The organism is Streptosporangium sp. NPDC049046 (assembly GCF_040649155.1).
In the GTDB taxonomy this organism is placed as follows: domain Bacteria; phylum Actinomycetota; class Actinomycetes; order Streptosporangiales; family Streptosporangiaceae; genus Streptosporangium.
On the sequence record NZ_JBEZEZ010000013.1, the window covers coordinates 30,512 to 46,387 of the forward strand.

Sequence of the window (15,876 nt, forward strand, 5' to 3'; positions counted from 1 at the left end):
AATCTCCGGCGAGCGACGGCCGGCGAGTGACGAGGACCGGGAAACGGCGACGGGTAAGGAGTGACGGATAGCGGGTGAGAGACGACGACCACAGCCCGCCGGGCCGGGGCCGCGGGCGGGCTGTGGTCGGAGGTTCCGGGGGAACCGTGAGGCTGGTTCCCCCGGAGGTCCGTCAGTCGAACTCGCCGTCCTTCACGCCGCCGACGAAGGCGTCCCACTCGCTCCGGGTGAACGCCAGCGCCGGGCCGCCCGGATCCTTGGAGTCGCGGACGAGGTACAGCCGATCGGCGTTCGCCTTGTGCCGGGCGGCCGCCTGCTCGCCGGGGACGACCGCGACCTCCACGCAGTTGCCTCCGTTGGTGCTGCGACCGCTCTTACGCCACTCGGCGCCGGACAGATCCATCGTGGACCCTCGCACTTTTTTCTTCCTTCTACTGCTAGGGGGAGGAGAACCTTCTCGCCATCTGGGCGATGAAGGCTGCCGAGGCATCCTCGCCGAGAGCCATCTCGCAGAGACTCTCGAACATGGAGGCGTATCGGCGGACTTGCTCGGGGTTGTCCGGCACGTCCCCGCTCGCGGCCTGCTCCAGGTAGAGCAGGTCGGGGTCTTCGGGTTCGGGGAAGCTGAGCAGGCAGAACGGGCCGTCCATCGCGGGGTGCGCCCCCGCGGAGAACGGGACGACCCGTATCTCCACGTTGGGCAGCGTGCTGAGATGGACGAGATGCTCCAGTTGCTCCGACATGATGTCGCCACCGCCGATCCGACGCCGGATCACCGCTTCGTCGAGCACGGCGACAAGGTGGATCGGGTCACCGGGCCCGTGCAGCAACCGCTGACGCGAGATGCGCACGGAGACCGTCTCCTCGACCGTGGAGGGGGTCTGGACTACTGAGGTCGCCTCGATCACCGCGCGTGCGTACGGTTCGGTCTGCATCAGGCCGGGGACGACCAGCGGCTCGTACGAGCGCACGAGCGACGCTTCGGCCTCAAGCCCGATGTAGGAGTCGAAGCCCGGTTTGAAAGCCTGACGGTGGGGGTGCCACCAGCTCCGCCTTCTGGCTTCGACGGCCATCTGGATCAGGGAGTCTCTCGCCTCCCCGGTCACGCCGTACACCTCGGTGAGGGCCGACACGTCCGAAGGGCGAGGCCGGGACTGGCCCGTCTCGTACCTCCAGACGGTGGTGTCGGTGGAACCGATCCGCTCGGCCACCTCTCCCCGTGTCAGCCCACTGTCCTTTCGCAGACGGCTCAGCTCAGCCATCAGACGGCGATGACGGGCCGTGGGGCTGTGTCGAGAGGCCACGCATCCACCTCCCTCCGTCCTTTGATAGCAAATCTGTGGAATCCCAACATGAGGTATTGCAGTCCTTGATAGAACAGTTCACCGTGAGTGAGTGTGCCATCTCAGAGGGCGACGCGCAGGGAATACGCGTGTCGGGGAGTGAGGAACCATGACGACCGGACGGCGGGCCGTCTCGCCAGGATCGACGATGACCCTCAAAGGAGTCCCGGAGTCGGTGTCGGTGGCGCGGAGCCGGGTCAGGGAGCTGCTCGGTGAGGGGCATCCCGCGTCCGACGACGTCGTCCTCCTGGTGAGCGAGGTGGTGACGAACTCGGTGCTCCACTCCGGCTCCGGAGGTGGCGGCGAGGTCGCGATGACCGTGGCGGTGGGATCGACCGCGGTGCTGGTCGAGGTCTGCGACGCCGGGTCGGGGGCGTCGGTGCCGCACGTGCGCAACGAGCCGGAGGCGGAGGGCGGGCGGGGCATGTTCCTGGTGGATCTGCTCGCCGACGACTGGGGCGTCCAGGACGACGCCCCCGAGGGGTCCAGGATTCTCTGGTTCGAGGTCGCGTTCTGAGCTCTGGCCGGGTTTCACCCCGATCTCACCCCGGGTTCCATTCGGCTGTGCGGCGAAGTTACCGCTGCCGCAAAAATTTGGGCCTTTGCTAATCAACGCCGCTGTTTGACTCTCAGTGGAGGCATGCGACAAAACCCTAGAGTGCGTGCCTGAGGAGGACGCAGGTGAGACGCCGTCTGATCGTGGTGTTCGCCGCCCTGGCGCTGTTATGTCTCGGTGTGACCGGGGCGGGAGCCTCGGCCGAGCCGCAACCGAACAGCCAGTACAAGGTCCAGGGGCCGAGCACCGCCCAGCAGCGAAGCGCGGTGGCCGCCACCGGCGCCGCGATCGACCAGGTCGACCCCGACTCGGTCGTGATCACCGCCAGCGAGGCGGAGGTCGCCGAGATCAAGAAACTCGGCTACACCGTCACGAAGATCCCCAAGTCGTTATACCCGACCGGGCCGGAGCGGCTCGCCGACTTCCCGTCGGCGGACTCCGGCTACCACAACTACGCCGAGATGACCGCGGCGGTGAACCAGATCGTCGCCGACCACCCGGCGATCGCCCGCAAGATCAGCTACGGCACCTCGTACGAGGGACGCGACCTGATCGCCGTCAAGATCAGCGACAACGTCAACACGGACGAGAACGAACCCGAGGTGCTGTTCACCCACCACCAGCACGCCCGCGAGCATCTGACCGTCGAGATGGCGATCTATCTGCTCAACCTGTTCACCGACGGGTACGGCACCGACAGCCGCATCACCAACCTGGTCAACGGCCGCGAGATCTGGATCATGCCGGACCTCAACCCCGACGGCGGCGAGTACGACATCGCCACGGGCTCCTACCGCTCCTGGCGCAAGAACCGCCAGCCCAACTCGGGCTCCTCGGCGGTGGGCACCGACATGAACCGCAACTGGGGCTACAACTGGGGCTGCTGCGGAGGCTCCTCGGGCTCCGCCTCCAGCGACACCTACCGTGGCTCGGCGGCCGAATCGGCCCCCGAGGTGAGGGCGGTGGCCAACTGGGTGCGCAGCCGGGTCGTCGGCGGTGTGCAGCAGATCAAGGCGCACATCGACTGGCACACCTACAGCGAGCTGATCCTGTGGCCGTACGGCTACACCTACAACGACACCGGCCCCGGCCTCACCCAGGACGACCGCGACGCGCACGCGGCCCTGGGACAGAACATGGCCTCCACCAACAACTACACCCCCCAGCAGGCCAGCGACCTCTACATCACCGACGGCACGATCGACGACTGGCTGTGGGGCGTCTACAAGATCTTCAGCTACACCTTCGAGATGTACCCGGTCAGCTCCTCGCCGGGCTTCTATCCCCCTGACGAGCAGATCGGCCCGCAGACGACCCGCAACAAGGAGGCCACGCTGCGCTTCCTGGAGTACGCCGACTGCGTCTACCGGATCATCGGCAAGGAGTCGCAGTACTGCGGGACCGGCACCCCGCCGGTGACCGTCTACTCCGACGAGTTCGAGACGGCGACCGGCTGGACGACCAACCCGTCGGGGACCGACACCGCCACCTCGGGCCAGTGGGAGCGCGGCGTCCCGCAGGCCACCAACTCCAGCGGCGCCAAGCAGCTCGGCACCACCGTGAGCGGCACCAACGACCTGGTCACCGGCAGGCTCGCGGGCGCCGCGGCCGGCGACTACGACGTCGACGGAGGCATCACCAGCATCCGCTCCCCGGCCATCACCCTGCCGTCGACCGGGACGCTGAACCTGTCGCTGTCGTGGTATCTGGCACACGGTTCCAACTCCTCAAGCGCCGACTTCCTGCGCGTGAAGGTCGTCGGCTCCACCACCACCCAGGTGTTCCAGCAGCTCGGCGCGGCCTCCAACCGCAACGGCGCCTGGGCCGTGGCGACGGCCAACCTCTCCGCCTTCGCGGGGCAGACGGTCCGCATCCTGATCGAGGCCGGTGACGCCTCGGGCGCCTCCCTGGTCGAGGCCGGGATCGACAACGTCAAGATCACTCAGCAGCCCTGACCCTTCCTCGGGGCGCCCCCACCGGGCGCCCCGAGTCCGTCGGCCTTCCCCTCGCCCGAGATCGGGGAACCTCGGGAACGCCGGATCGCGCGGGCGTGTGGGAGGGCGGAGCGGCCGGGAAGCCTCGGGGGAGGCGGGTCCGCGAGATGGCTCCCGAGGCGTCGAGGCTCAGACGCGGCAGATCAGCTCGCCGTGGAGCAGCGACAGCCAGCCGTCCGGATTCGCGGCCCAGGACCGCCAGCCCTCCGAAATACGGTGCAGGTCCTCCTGGGTGGCGGCGCCCGAGGCGAGCGCCTGGCGGGCCATGTCCGACTTCAGGACCCGATCGGCCCACATGCCTCCCCACCACGCGCGGTCGTCGGGGGTGGCGAAGCACCAGGCGGAGGAAGTGGCCGAGACGTCGGTGAACCCCGCCGCGTGCGCCCACGACAGCAGCCGCCGTCCCGCGTCGGGTTCGCCGCCGTTCGCCCTCGCCACCCTCTGGTACAGGTCCAGCCACTCCTCCAGCGCGGGTGTGTCGGGGAACCAGGTGAACGTGGCGTAGTCGCTGTCGCGTACCGCGACGACGCCGCCCGGTGCGCAGACCCGCCGCATCTCGCGCAGCGCCTGGACCGGGTCGCCGACGTGCTGCAGCACCTGGTGGGCGTGGACGACGTCGAAGGTGTCTTCGGGGAACTCCAGTGCGTGCACGTCCGCCACGGCGAACGTGATGTCGGAGCGGCCGCGCCGCTCCGCCTCCACGCGGGCCGGCCCGAGCGCCTCCTCGGTGATGTCGACCGCGGTGACCGCGCCGGGCGCGATCCGCTCCGCCAGGTCGGCCGTGATGGTGCCCGGTCCGCACCCCACGTCCAGCAGCCTCATGCCCGGTCTCAGGTGCGGCAGAAGGTGTGCCGCCGAGTTCTCCGCCGTACGCCACCTGTGGGACCTGAGCACGGACTCGTGATGCCCGTGCGTGTAGACGGCGTCCTTGCCTGTCATGGGAACCCTCCCTTGTCGTCGCGCTCTTCGGACCGTAGCAGGAGTCTCATATTTCAAGAAGAATAGTCTCACTATGTGGTCGTAACGGTTTTCGTACTGTTTCATCACTTGTTGTGACGGGGGAGTGAGTTCACACTCAGGACGGATATTCGTTGACACGACTGAGGGGGTCCTCGTGCACGAGGAATTCAGTGCTCACGAGACCTGGCCGCTGGGGTGCGCGCACTGCGGGCACCGGTGGCAGGAGGAATACCTCGTCCGCCATCTGAGCGACGGACACGGACACGATGCCGTTCTCTGGCTGCGGTCGGGTGTCGTGGTCCAGCCGCCCTGGTCGGGGGCGAGCTGTCCCGCCTGCGGCCGCGACGGCGTCCGAGCCCTCCCGCCGAGCGCGCACCCCCGCGTCACCGCCGCGCCGACCTCGGCGATGTCCTCCGTGGTTCCCGACCCCACCCCCGTTCCCGACGTCGAGCCCGGACTCTCACCCGCCGTACCCCGGCCGCGTCGCCTCCTGGCGCAGCCCGTCCTGCTGTACGCCCTCCTCACCGTCGCGTTCGTGCTCTTCACCGGTTTCGAGGTGTTCGAGTACGTGGTGACCCACCACTGAAAGGGGTCAGGTCGGAAGGCGGAAGTCCAGGTCGGGGACGATCTCGGCGACGTCCATCTGGGCTTTCTGGAGCCTGCCCGAGTGGTCCCAGTTCATCGCCTGCCAGCGGGTGAACTGGTCGAGGACCCACATCCCCGACTGGCGGCTGCCGTTGCCCGACTTGCCGTTGCCGCCGAAGGGGAGGTGGGCCTCCGCGCCCGAGGTGGAGTTGTTGACACTGACCATGCCCGCGCCGATGCCCTCGCGGAAGCGGAACGCCGACGCCGGGTCGGTGGTGTAGACGGAGGAGGAGAGCCCGTAGCCGGGGAGATTGGCCAGATCGACGGCTTCGTCCAGCGTGTCGAAAGACGTCACGCCGACGATGGGGCCGAAGGTCTCCTCCAGGAAGAGCCGGTCGCCGGGGCGGACGCCGTCCACGATCACCGGGTGATAGTAGAGACCACCTTCCCCGGTGAAGTCGCCGCGCGGGTTGTCCGAGGTGATGCGGCCGGTGGGGCCGGAGACGACCGTGTGGTGCGGCTGGATCCAGCCCAGATACTCCTCATAGCGCGTGGCGAACCTCTGGTCGAGCAGCGGCCCGCACAGCACGTCCCCCGAGGGGTCGCCGATCGCGGCCCCGGCCACGGCGCGTGCGTACCGGCCGAGGAACTCCCCGTGGACGCTCTCGTGCACGATCACCGTGCCGAGCGACGTGCACCGCTGCCCGGCGGTGCCGAAGCCCGCGAACAGCGCGCCCTCCACGGCCAGGTCGAGGTCGGCGTCGGGCATCACCACCATCGGGTTCTTGCCGCCCAGCTCCAGGCACGGAGACTGCAGGTGGCGCCCGCACAGCTCGCCGACACGGCGGCCCACCTCGGTGGAGCCGGTGAATCCGACCTTGTGCACCGTGCCCTCCGCCAGGGCCGCCGCCAACCCCTCGAACGTCGCGGCGCCGTCGGCGAGAACCAGGTTCAGTACGCCGTCGGGCAGCCCCGCCGCGACGAACAGCCGGTAGAGCGCGTGCGCGGAGGCCGCCGCGTACTCGGCGGGCTTCCACACCACCGCGTTGCCGCACAGCAGGGCCGGGACCAGATACCACGACGGCACCGCCACGGGGAAGTTGCCCGCCGTGATCACCGCGGCCACCCCCACGGGGACCCGGAAGGTGAACAGGTTCTTGTCCGGCATCTCCGAGGGGACCGTCTGCCCGTACAGCCGTCTGCCCTCGCCGAGGAAGAAGTCGCACGTGTCGACGATCTCGCGCACCTCGCCCAGCGCCTCGGCGTACGGCTTGCCGATCTCGCGGGTGACGAGGCGGGCCAGTTCCTCGGCGTTCGCCTCCACCAGGCGTCCGATCGAGGCGATCACCCGACCCCGCACGGGCGCGGGGACCCGCGCCCACTCCCGTTGCGCGGCGGCGGCCGTGCGGCACGCGGAGGAGAACGTGCTCGCGTCCGCCAGCCGGACCCGCGCGACCACCTCGTCCACCCGAGCCGGGTTGACCGACTCGTAGGCCGTGCCGTTGGACGTTTCCTTTCCGCCGATGACGGAGACGATCTCGCTGGTCATCCTCGACCTCCCGGTGTGGACCTTGACCGCATTCTCCCCGCGATCCGGGAACCCGTCACCTCGGCGGGAGGCCGTTCGCGTCATCTCCTCGCGCCGGTCCGTCCGCCCTGTCGTCCATCGGAGCATGCGAAGGGCGGCGGAACCCGTACGCGACCCGTCCAGCCACGCGGAGCTCGGCCCCGGCCGTGCGGCGGAGCCGAGCACGTCCTCCGTCAAAGCATTCCGTCAAAGCATGCGGAAGTCGGCGAAGTCGAAGCCCGGTGACACGACGCAGCTCACCAGCACGCCCTCGTCGCCGATGGGACGGGCGGCCTGCCAGGTGCCGCCGGGCACCAGGGCCTGGAGGACCTGCCCGTCCTCCACCCTGGGCCCCAGGGTCACGCTCTCCGAGGGCTGGCCCTCGTGGCCGCCGAGGATCAGGGTCAGCGGGCCGCCCCGGTGCCAGAACCACACCTCGTCGGAGGTGACCACGTGCGGGCGCGACTCCTCACCGGGCTCCAGCAGGAAGTAGATCCCGGTGGCGGTGGCTCGCGCACCGGCGTACCCGGGCGGGGTGAGGTCGACGGAGGTCTTCCAGGTCTCCCGGAACCAGCCGCCCTCGGGGTGCGGCAGCAGGTCGAGGGCCTCGGCGAGCGGAGGACGTGAAGGAGTCGTCATCGCACCGATTCTAGGGACTTCCGGGGACGCGGTTCTGTTCGACGTGCTGGGGGACGGCCCTCGGGAGTGTGCTTCCGTGAGGGTGCGGTTCTGCCCGACGTGCTGTGGGACGGCCGTGAGGGGTGTGGTTCCGTGAGGGGTGTGGTTCTGTTCGACGTGCTGTGGGACGGCCGTCGCGGACGGGTCCGGATTTGTCGGCGGGGTTGGCTAGGTTCGGTCCGTGATCGAACGGTGGAACCGGGATCAGGTGCTGGCGCTCGCGCCCGACGCCTCGTCCAAGAAAGCGGCCCAGGGCGTTTCCTCCCCCGGCAAGTGGTCGGGATGCGGCGTGACCGCCGACGCGGTGTGGGGCGAGTGCAAGGGCAGCGGCTCCAAGCCCTACCGGGCGTGCGTCGACCTGTCGGAGCCCGCCTACCGGTGCAACTGCCCCAGCAGGAAGTTTCCCTGCAAACACGCCCTCGGTCTGTTGCTGCTGTGGTCGGCGGACGGTGTTCCGGCCGCCGAGGAGCCCGCCGACTGGGTGGCCGAGTGGCTCGAAGGGCGGCGCGGTCGCGCCGCCAAGGCGGCGGAGGCGGGGACGGCCCGCGCGGCCAGGGCCGCCGAGCCCGGTCCTGCCGACGGTCGCCGGGCCGCGCAGCGCGAGCAGCGGGTGACCGCGGGGCTGTCGGATCTGGAGCGCTGGCTCGCCGACCAGGTCAGACAGGGCATCGCGAAGTCGCGGCGCCACGATCAGTGGGACGAACTGGTCAAACGCCTGATCGACGCCCAGGCGCCCGGCGTCGCGGGTTCGCTGTCGCGCCTCGGTGCCGCGCTGGACGGCGACGACTGGCCCGCACGTCTCCTCAGCGAGTACGCGCTGCTGCACCTGCTCTGCGTGGCCCATCGCAGCCTTCCCCTCCGGGTGGGCGGCGGCTCCGAGGTCCGTTCCGACGCGCGGGACGGCGAGGAGGTACGCGGGGAAGCGGCCCCCGTGGGGCTTCTCGAAAAAGTGCGCGACCGGATCGGCTTCCCGATGACGAAGGAGGAGGTGCTCGCCCGCGGCACCGTGCGCGACCTGTGGGACGTGCTGGGACGGCGAGACGAGGAGCACGACCGGCTGATCGCGCGCCGGGTCTGGCTTCGCGGGCGCGCGACGGGCCGGGCGGCGCTGGTGCTCTCGTTCGCCCCGGTCGGGCAGGCCCTCGACGCCTCACTCGTCACCGGCACGACCATCGACGCCGACCTGGCGTTCTTTCCCGGCTCCGCTCCGCTGCGCGCGGTGGTCGCCGCCCGTCACGACACCGTTCGCCATGATCCCGCCCACCGCGATCCCGCTCACGATGACCTCGCCCACCGAGATCCCGGTCGTCATGGCGACGTTCGTGACGGTCCCGCCCCTCATGACGTCGCCCGTGACCGGGGCGCCATGGCGGGGCCGCCGCCAGGCCTCACCGTCGAGCAGGCTCTCGACGAGGTGGCCGAGGCCCTCGCGGGCGACCCCTGGCTCGACTCCTGGCCGCTCGTGCTGGAGGGGGTGACTCCCGCGGGCAGCGGTTCGCGGCTGCTGGCCGGACCCTCCGGCGGGTTGCCGCTCCATCCGTCCGCGGGCACCCCGTGGCGGCTGGTCGCCACCTCGGGCGGTCACCCGCTGACCGTCGCCGCCGAATGGACCCCGAGAGGGCTACGCCCTCTCACGACCTGGGACGAGGAAGGCAGGGTGATCGTCCTGTGAGCACCTCCGCCGAATGGGAGGACCTGGTGTCCACCGCGCTCGTCGGGACCGACCGGCGCCCTCTGCCGGGTCAGGAGGCGAGCGAGGTCGAGCTGCTCGGGCGCGCGGCCGTGCACACGCTGCGGATGCGCGCGGGACGGCGGCCGGTCGCCGCGGGCGAGCCGCCGGCCGTCGCGGCGCCCGAGGAGCAGCCCGCGGTCTCGCGCGCCGCGGGGGAGCGGCTCTCCCGCATCCTCGGCGGTGAGCAGCCGAGGCTGCTCACCGAGTGGCTGGAGACCGCGGCCGCGCGCGGATACCGCCTCTCGCCGCACCTGCTGCCCGAGCTTCTCGACCACGCGGCCAAGGACCGGTCGATCCGCCCGCACCTCGGCGTCCTCGCGGGAAACCGCGGACGCTGGCTGGCCGGGCTGAACCCGGCGTGGGCCTTCCTGTTGGAGGAGGTCACCGGAGCCGCCACCACCGGCTCCGACGAGGTCTCCGAGATCTGGGAGTTCGGCACCTTCGGTGACCGCCGCGTCCATCTGGGAGCGCTGCGGGCGACCGACCCGGCGAGAGCGAGGGAGCTGCTCGCCGCCGGCTGGGAGAAGGAGACCGCCGAGGACAGGGCGGCGTTCCTGGAGGTGCTCGTCACCGGGCTCTCGCCCGACGACGAGCCGTTCCTGGAGGCCGCGCTCGACGACCGCCGCCGTGAGGTCCGCAACCAGGCCGCCGACCTGCTCACCCGGCTCCCCGGATCGCGCCTGGCCCTGCGCATGGCCGAGCGGGTCGCCCGCTACGTCACCGTCTCCGGCGGCGAGATCCACGTCACCCCGCCGGTGGCCTGCGACAGCAGCATGGAGCGCGACGGTATCCGGGCGAAACCGCCCCGGGGGACCGGTGAGCGGAGTTGGTGGCTGCAGCAGGCCGTGGCCCGCACCCCGCTCGGCGTCTGGCCTCGGCTGCTCGGACGACCGCCCCGCGACCTGGTCCGAATGAAGGTCGTCGACTGGGGTCGGGAGCTCATGGCCGGTTGGGTCAGGGCCTCCGTCATCCAGGGCGACCCGGAGTGGGCGCTGGAGCTCTTCGCCTGGGATCCGCTCGCCGATCTGCTGGCCGCGCTGCCCCGCGACAAGCAGGAGATCGTCGCGGCCGACTTCGTCCGGCGGCACGGCCTGGACGGTCAGCTGATCATGGTCCTCGGCGGGGCCGCGGCCCCCTGGGGACCCGTCCTGGCCACGGCCGTCCTCCAGAAGATCATCGACGTTTCCGGCACCCAGCCGTGGAACCTCGGGGAGCTGGCCAGACTCGCCGGCGAACGCGTCGACCCCGCCCTGCACGACATGGCCGGGCGCCTCTCGCCGGAGCCCCCCATCCAGGAGGTCGCCGCCCTCCTGCGTTTCCGTGACGACATGTTGAAGGAGCTCAGATAGTGACAACGGTTCTGCGGGCCCACGCCGAAGACCAGTACGCCGAGGAGCTGGCGATCCTGGCCAAGGGCGACGATCGCACCCGTCCGCCGGGCTGGAAGCTGTCGCCCTGGGCGGTGACCACCTACGTCCTGGGCGACGGCGACCAGATCACCCCCAAGTACATCGGGCCGCGGCGCATCGTCGAGGTGGCCGTGGCGACGCTCGCCACCGACCGCGCGCTGCTGCTGCTCGGCGTGCCCGGCACCGCCAAGACCTGGCTGTCCGAGCACCTGGCCGCCGCGATCAGCGGCGACTCCACCCTCCTGGTGCAGGGGACGGCGGGCACCGCGGAGGAGGCCGTCCGCTACGGCTGGAACTACGCCAGGCTGCTCGCCGAGGGCCCGTCCATGGAGGCGCTCACGCCGAGCCCGGTGATGCGGGCGATGGCCGAGGGGCGGCTCGCCCGCGTGGAGGAGCTGACCCGCATGCCCTCCGACGTCCAGGACGCGCTGATCACCGTCCTGTCGGAGAAGACGCTGCCGATCCCCGAGCTCAACCGGGAGGTCCAGGCCGCGCGTGGTTTCAACATCATCGCCACCGCGAACGACCGCGACCGGGGCGTCAACGACCTGTCGAGCGCGCTGCGCCGCAGGTTCAACACCGTCGTGCTGCCGGTCCCCGCCACCGCCGAGGAGGAGGTGGACATCGTCTCCCGGCGGGTCGGTCAGCTCGGCCGTTCCCTGGAGTTGCCCGAGACCCTCACCGGCCTGGAGGAGATCCGCCGCGTGGTCACGGTCTTCAGGGAACTGCGCACAGGTGTCACCGAGGACGGCCGCACCAAGGTCAAGTCCCCCAGCGGAACGCTCAGCACTGCGGAGGCCATCTCCGTCCTCACCAACGGCATCGCCCTGGCCGCGCACTTCGGCGACGGGGTGCTCCGCGCCTCCGACGTGGCCTCGGGCATCGTCGGCGCCGTGATCCAGGACCCGGTCTCCGATCGCGTCGTCTGGCGCGAATACCTGGAGACCGTGGTGCGCGAGCGCCAGGACTGGCGCGACTTCTACCGGGCCTGCCGTGACGCGGGCTGAGGCGGTGGCCCCCGAGATGGGTGCCTTCCCGGTCTCCGCGTTCTCGGCCCCTCTGGTTCCTGTCTCCGTGCCGCCGGTCTTCGCGCGTCAGGTCCCCCTCTCACAGGTCTTCGCCCTCCCGGTTTCCATGTCGTCGGGGCCGCCGGTCACGCTTCTTCCCCGGGCGGGCGGGGGACGCCGATGAGCGTCTCCGTGCTGGGAATCCGGCACCACGGCCCGGGGTCGGCGCGGTCCCTGCGCGACGAGCTCGAACGCCTCAAGCCGGACGTCGTTCTCATCGAGGGTCCGCCCGAGGCGGACGAACTGGTCAGGCTGGCACGTGATCCCGACCTGCGGCCGCCGGTCGCGTTGCTCGCCCACGTACCGGGTGAGCCGTCCAGGGCCGCCTTCTGGCCGTTCGCGGTGTTCTCCCCCGAGTGGCAGGCGATCCGCCACGCCGTCGCGGCGGACATCCCGGTCCGCTTCTGCGACCTGCCGGCCGTGCACGGCCTCGCCTCCCGTCCCGGCGGGCCCGAGGGCGCCGGGCCGGGGGAGCGCAGGCGGCAGGAGGCACCGGAGGACGCCGGAGCGGGAGAACCGGACGACAAGGCCCCCGAGACCCGGGACGAAGCGGCCCACGACGGCGACACGGACGGCGACACGGACGGCGGGGCGGACGACGCCGCCCCGGAGTCCGTACGGATCGATCCGATCGGCACTCTCGCCCGCGCCGCCGGGTACGACGACCCGGAGCGGTGGTGGGAGGACGCGGTCGAGCACCGCGGCGACACCCCGTTCCACATGATCGCCGAGGCGATGGAGGCCGTCCGCGAGGGGCACGTCGCCGACGCGTACGAGGCGCGGCGCGAGGCATTCATGCGGCGCACGATCCGCAGGGCGGTGAAAGACGGGTTCGAGCGGATCGCCGTGGTCTGCGGGGCCTGGCACGTCCCCGCGCTGGCGGGCACGTCGCGCGAGGGCGCGCCCTGGGGAGCCGGGCTGCCCACGGCGAAGGCCGACGACGCGCTGCTCAGAGGACTGCCCAAGGTCAAGGCCGAGATGACCTGGGTGCCGTGGACGTACGGGCGGCTGGCGGCCTGGAGCGGGTACGGCGCGGGAGTGACCTCCCCCGGCTGGTACGACCACCTGTTCGCCTCCCCCGACCGGCCGGTCGAGCGGTGGTTGACGGCGGCGGCCGGAGTGCTCCGCGAGGAGGACCTGCCGGTCTCCTCCGCGCACGTCATCGAGGCGGTCCGGCTCGCGGAAAGCCTGGCCGTGCTCAGGGGACGGCCGCTGGCCGGGCTGGCCGAGGTCACCGAGGCGGTCAGGGCGGTGCTGTGCGAGGGCGACGACCTGCCGGTCGAGCTGATCCAGCGGCGTATGGTCGTCGGGGAGCGGCTCGGCCAGGTGCCCGACGACACCCCGATGGTCCCTCTCCAGCGTCACCTGCGCGAGGAGCAGCGGCGGGTGAGGCTCAAGCCCGAGGCGCTCGATCGGGAGTACGACCTCGACCTGCGCAAACCGCTCGACCTGGAGCGCAGCAGGCTGCTGCACCGGCTGCGACTGCTCGGCGTCGGCTGGGGCACCCCCCAGGAGAGCCGGAGCAAGGGCACCTTCCGCGAGTCGTGGTCGCTCGCCTGGCGGCCCGAGTTCGACATCGACCTGATCGAGGCGAGTTCCTGGGGCACGACCGTCCCGGCCGCCGCCGCCGCGCGCGTCCGAGACCTCGCCGACGGGGGAGGAGCACCCGGCACGGTCTCCCGGGACGGTGCTTCCGGCGGTGCGGCCGGTCCGGGAGGCGGTGCTCCGGGGACGGCCGGCCCGGGAGGTGGCGGGCGGGGCGGGACCGGCGGTGTGACGCTGGCCGGGCTCACCGGCCTGGTGGAGCGCTGCCTCGTCGCCGACCTGCCGGAAGCGCTGCCGTACGTGCTCGACGCCCTCTCGGCGCGGGCCGCTCTCGACAACGACGTCACGCACCTGATGGACGCGCTCCCGGCGATGGTCCGCGCCCAGCGCTACGGCGACGTGCGCGGCACCCCGGCCACCGGCCTGGCCACCATCGTGGAGGCGATGCTCACCAGGATCTGCGTCGGCCTGGGTGGCGCCGTCACCGGTCTCGACGACGACGCCGCCCGCGACCTGATCCGGCACATCGACGCCGTACACGCCGCCGTCGCCCTGCTCGACACCGGCCCCACCGACCCGGACGGCGCCCATGCCCCCGAGGGGGGTTCCGGGGAGTCAGGAAAGGTCGGAGAGGAGGCGCCGCGGGAGCGGTGGCTGGTGGCACTGCGCGGGGCCTGCGGCCGCACCGACCTGCACGGGCTCATCGAGGGACGGCTCACCAGGATCCTGCTGGACGCCGCCGACCTCGACACGGCCGAGGTCGGGCGGCGGATGTCGCGGGCGATGTCGGCGGGACACCCGCCGGCCAGGGCGGCCGCCTGGATCGAGGGATTCCTGTCGGGGGGCGGGCTGCTGCTCGTGCACGACCCCCGGCTGCTCGGGCTGATCGACGAGTGGCTCACCGGGCTCGCACCCGAGACCTTCGTCGACGTGCTCCCCCTGCTCCGCAGGACGTTCGGCGCCTTCGCCGCCCCGGAGCGGCGCTCGATCGGCTCGCGCGTCCGCTCCCTGGGCACGGGCAGCGGCGACCTCGCGCCGGACGCGGAGGACTTCGACGAGGAGCGCGCGGCGGCGGCCGTGCGGACCGTGCTGACGATTCTGGGACCGGCGATCTCTGGAAGGACGGGCAGTGCCGATGGATGAGAGACTCCGCCGCTGGCGAATGGTCCTGGGCGGCGACGCGGACGGCACAGGGTGCTCGCTCACCGGTACCGACGCCCAGATGGACGGCGCGCTGGCCGCCCTGTACAACGGCGGCGGCGAGGGGTCGGAGCGGAGCGGTGGCCTCGGCGCCTCCGCGCCCAGGGTGGCGCGCTGGCTGGGCGACATCCGCTCCTACTTCCCCTCGACCGTCGTTCAGGTCATGCAGAAGGACGCCGTCGAGCGGCTGAACCTGACCCGGCTGCTGATGGAGCCGGAGATGCTGGAAGCCGTCGAGCCGGACGTCCACATGGTCGGCACGCTCCTCTCGCTCAATCGGGTGATGCCGGAGAAGGCGCGCGAGTCGGCCAGGGCGCTGGTCCGCAAGGTCGTCTCCGAGCTGGAGCGGAAACTGGTGCAGAAGACGAAGGCCGCGGTGACCGGCGCCCTGGACCGATCGGCGAGGACCCACCGGCCCAAGCGGGTCGCCGACATCGACTGGGACCGCACGATCCGGGCCAACCTGAAGAACTACCTGCCCGAGCGCAACACGGTGATCCCGTCCAGGCTCGTCGGGTACGGCAGGCGGCAGCGGGCGGTCCAGCGCGAGGTCGTGCTCTGCATCGACCAGAGCGGGTCGATGGCCGCCTCCGTCGTCTATTCGAGCGTCTTCGGAGCGGTGCTCGCCTCGATGAGTTCGCTGAGGACCTCGCTGGTCGTCTTCGACACGGCGGTCGTCGATCTCACCGACCAGCTCCACGACCCGGTGGAGCTGCTGTTCGGCACCCAGCTCGGCGGCGGCACCGACATCAACCGGGCCATCGCCTACAGCCAGGGGCTCATCACCCGGCCCAATGACTCGATCTTCATTCTGATCAGCGACCTCTACGAGGGCGGCGTACGGGAGGAGATGCTCCGCAGGGTCGCCCAGATGACCGCGTCCGGTGTCCAGGTGATCGTGTTGCTCGCGCTCTCGGACGAGGGGGCGCCCTTCTACGACCACGACAACGCCGCGGCGCTCGCGGCGATGGGGGTACCCGCCTTCGCCTGCACTCCCGACGCCTTCCCCGACCTGATGGCCGCGGCGATCGAGCGCCGCGACATCGGCCAGTGGGCCGAGCGCAGGCTGGAGCGCACCGCCACCTGATCCCGTCCCGGTGAGGGCGGTAGGGCCACGGGGGCCCGCCCTCACCGGGACGTCAGGGGACGACGGCCCCGGCCCGCCGTGCGCGGTCCGTGGCCTGGACCTGAACCGGGCCGTGGCACGGTCAGTGGTCCGAGGGACCCGAACCGGGCCGTG

General features: G+C 71.3%; 13 protein-coding genes. 8 read left to right on the top strand and 5 right to left on the bottom strand.

What is annotated here, in order from left to right; all coding sequences use genetic code 11:
• Nucleotides 1–172: 172 nt before the first annotated feature.
• Complete coding sequence (locus tag AB0B96_RS19825) at nucleotides 173–403, bottom strand: DUF397 domain-containing protein (protein WP_350944260.1); 231 nt, start codon at nucleotides 401–403, stop codon at nucleotides 173–175.
• A 34-nt stretch (nucleotides 404–437) separates the two neighbouring features.
• The gene (locus AB0B96_RS19830) at nucleotides 438–1,262 is read right to left on the bottom strand and encodes a helix-turn-helix transcriptional regulator (RefSeq protein ID WP_362900514.1); all 825 of its coding nucleotides are present in this window, start codon (nucleotides 1,260–1,262) and stop codon (nucleotides 438–440) included.
• A 229-nt stretch (nucleotides 1,263–1,491) separates the two neighbouring features.
• On the opposite strand from AB0B96_RS19830, the gene AB0B96_RS19835 reads away from it, so the two are divergent.
• Both AB0B96_RS19835 and AB0B96_RS19840 read left to right on the top strand, forming a co-directional pair.
• The gene (locus tag AB0B96_RS19835) at nucleotides 1,492–1,860 is read left to right on the top strand and encodes an ATP-binding protein (protein WP_362900516.1); all 369 of its coding nucleotides are present in this window, start codon (nucleotides 1,492–1,494) and stop codon (nucleotides 1,858–1,860) included.
• 164 nt (nucleotides 1,861–2,024) lie between these two features.
• Nucleotides 2,025–3,854 (top strand): M14 family zinc carboxypeptidase, encoded by a 1,830-nt coding sequence (locus AB0B96_RS19840; protein ID WP_362900518.1) that lies wholly within the window; start codon nucleotides 2,025–2,027, stop codon nucleotides 3,852–3,854.
• Between the two features lie 168 nt (nucleotides 3,855–4,022).
• Here the strand turns inward: AB0B96_RS19840 and AB0B96_RS19845 are convergent, their stop codons facing one another.
• Nucleotides 4,023–4,832 carry a methyltransferase domain-containing protein gene (locus tag AB0B96_RS19845; RefSeq protein WP_362900520.1) on the bottom strand — a complete coding sequence of 270 codons (810 nt, stop codon included), beginning with the start codon at nucleotides 4,830–4,832 and terminating at the stop codon, nucleotides 4,023–4,025.
• Between the two features lie 175 nt (nucleotides 4,833–5,007).
• On the opposite strand from AB0B96_RS19845, the gene AB0B96_RS19850 reads away from it, so the two are divergent.
• A complete protein-coding gene (locus AB0B96_RS19850; RefSeq protein WP_362900522.1) occupies nucleotides 5,008–5,439 on the top strand; it encodes a hypothetical protein in 432 nt (143 codons plus the stop codon).
• 6 nt (nucleotides 5,440–5,445) lie between these two features.
• Here AB0B96_RS19850 and AB0B96_RS19855 read toward each other — a convergent pair whose 3' ends face one another.
• Together AB0B96_RS19855 and AB0B96_RS19860 are read right to left on the bottom strand one after the other, a co-directional pair.
• Complete coding sequence (locus AB0B96_RS19855; RefSeq protein WP_362900524.1) at nucleotides 5,446–6,987, bottom strand: aldehyde dehydrogenase family protein; 1,542 nt, start codon at nucleotides 6,985–6,987, stop codon at nucleotides 5,446–5,448.
• Between the two features lie 225 nt (nucleotides 6,988–7,212).
• Nucleotides 7,213–7,644, bottom strand: a complete 432-nt coding sequence (locus AB0B96_RS19860) for a cupin domain-containing protein (RefSeq protein WP_362900526.1) — start codon at nucleotides 7,642–7,644, stop codon at nucleotides 7,213–7,215.
• Between the two features lie 220 nt (nucleotides 7,645–7,864).
• Between AB0B96_RS19860 and AB0B96_RS19865 the strand changes: the two genes are divergently transcribed.
• The 5 genes from AB0B96_RS19865 to AB0B96_RS19885 all read left to right on the top strand — a co-directional run bounded on the left by AB0B96_RS19865 (nucleotide 7,865) and on the right by AB0B96_RS19885 (nucleotide 15,723).
• Nucleotides 7,865–9,355 (top strand): SWIM zinc finger family protein, encoded by a 1,491-nt coding sequence (locus AB0B96_RS19865; protein ID WP_362900528.1) that lies wholly within the window; start codon nucleotides 7,865–7,867, stop codon nucleotides 9,353–9,355.
• Nucleotides 9,352–10,764, top strand: coding sequence for a DUF5691 domain-containing protein (locus tag AB0B96_RS19870; protein WP_362900530.1), 1,413 nt, complete (start codon nucleotides 9,352–9,354; stop codon nucleotides 10,762–10,764). The genes AB0B96_RS19865 and AB0B96_RS19870 overlap by 4 nt, the downstream gene beginning before the upstream one ends.
• Nucleotides 10,764–11,831, top strand: coding sequence for an AAA family ATPase (locus AB0B96_RS19875; protein ID WP_350944181.1), 1,068 nt, complete (start codon nucleotides 10,764–10,766; stop codon nucleotides 11,829–11,831). Before AB0B96_RS19870 ends, AB0B96_RS19875 begins: the two co-directional genes overlap by 1 nt.
• Before the next feature lie 180 nt (nucleotides 11,832–12,011).
• Nucleotides 12,012–14,579 carry a DUF5682 family protein gene (locus AB0B96_RS19880; RefSeq protein ID WP_362900533.1) on the top strand — a complete coding sequence of 856 codons (2,568 nt, stop codon included), beginning with the start codon at nucleotides 12,012–12,014 and terminating at the stop codon, nucleotides 14,577–14,579.
• Nucleotides 14,572–15,723, top strand: a complete 1,152-nt coding sequence (locus AB0B96_RS19885) for a VWA domain-containing protein (protein ID WP_350944177.1) — start codon at nucleotides 14,572–14,574, stop codon at nucleotides 15,721–15,723. Before AB0B96_RS19880 ends, AB0B96_RS19885 begins: the two co-directional genes overlap by 8 nt.
• The last annotated feature ends 153 nt before the right edge of the window (nucleotides 15,724–15,876 follow it).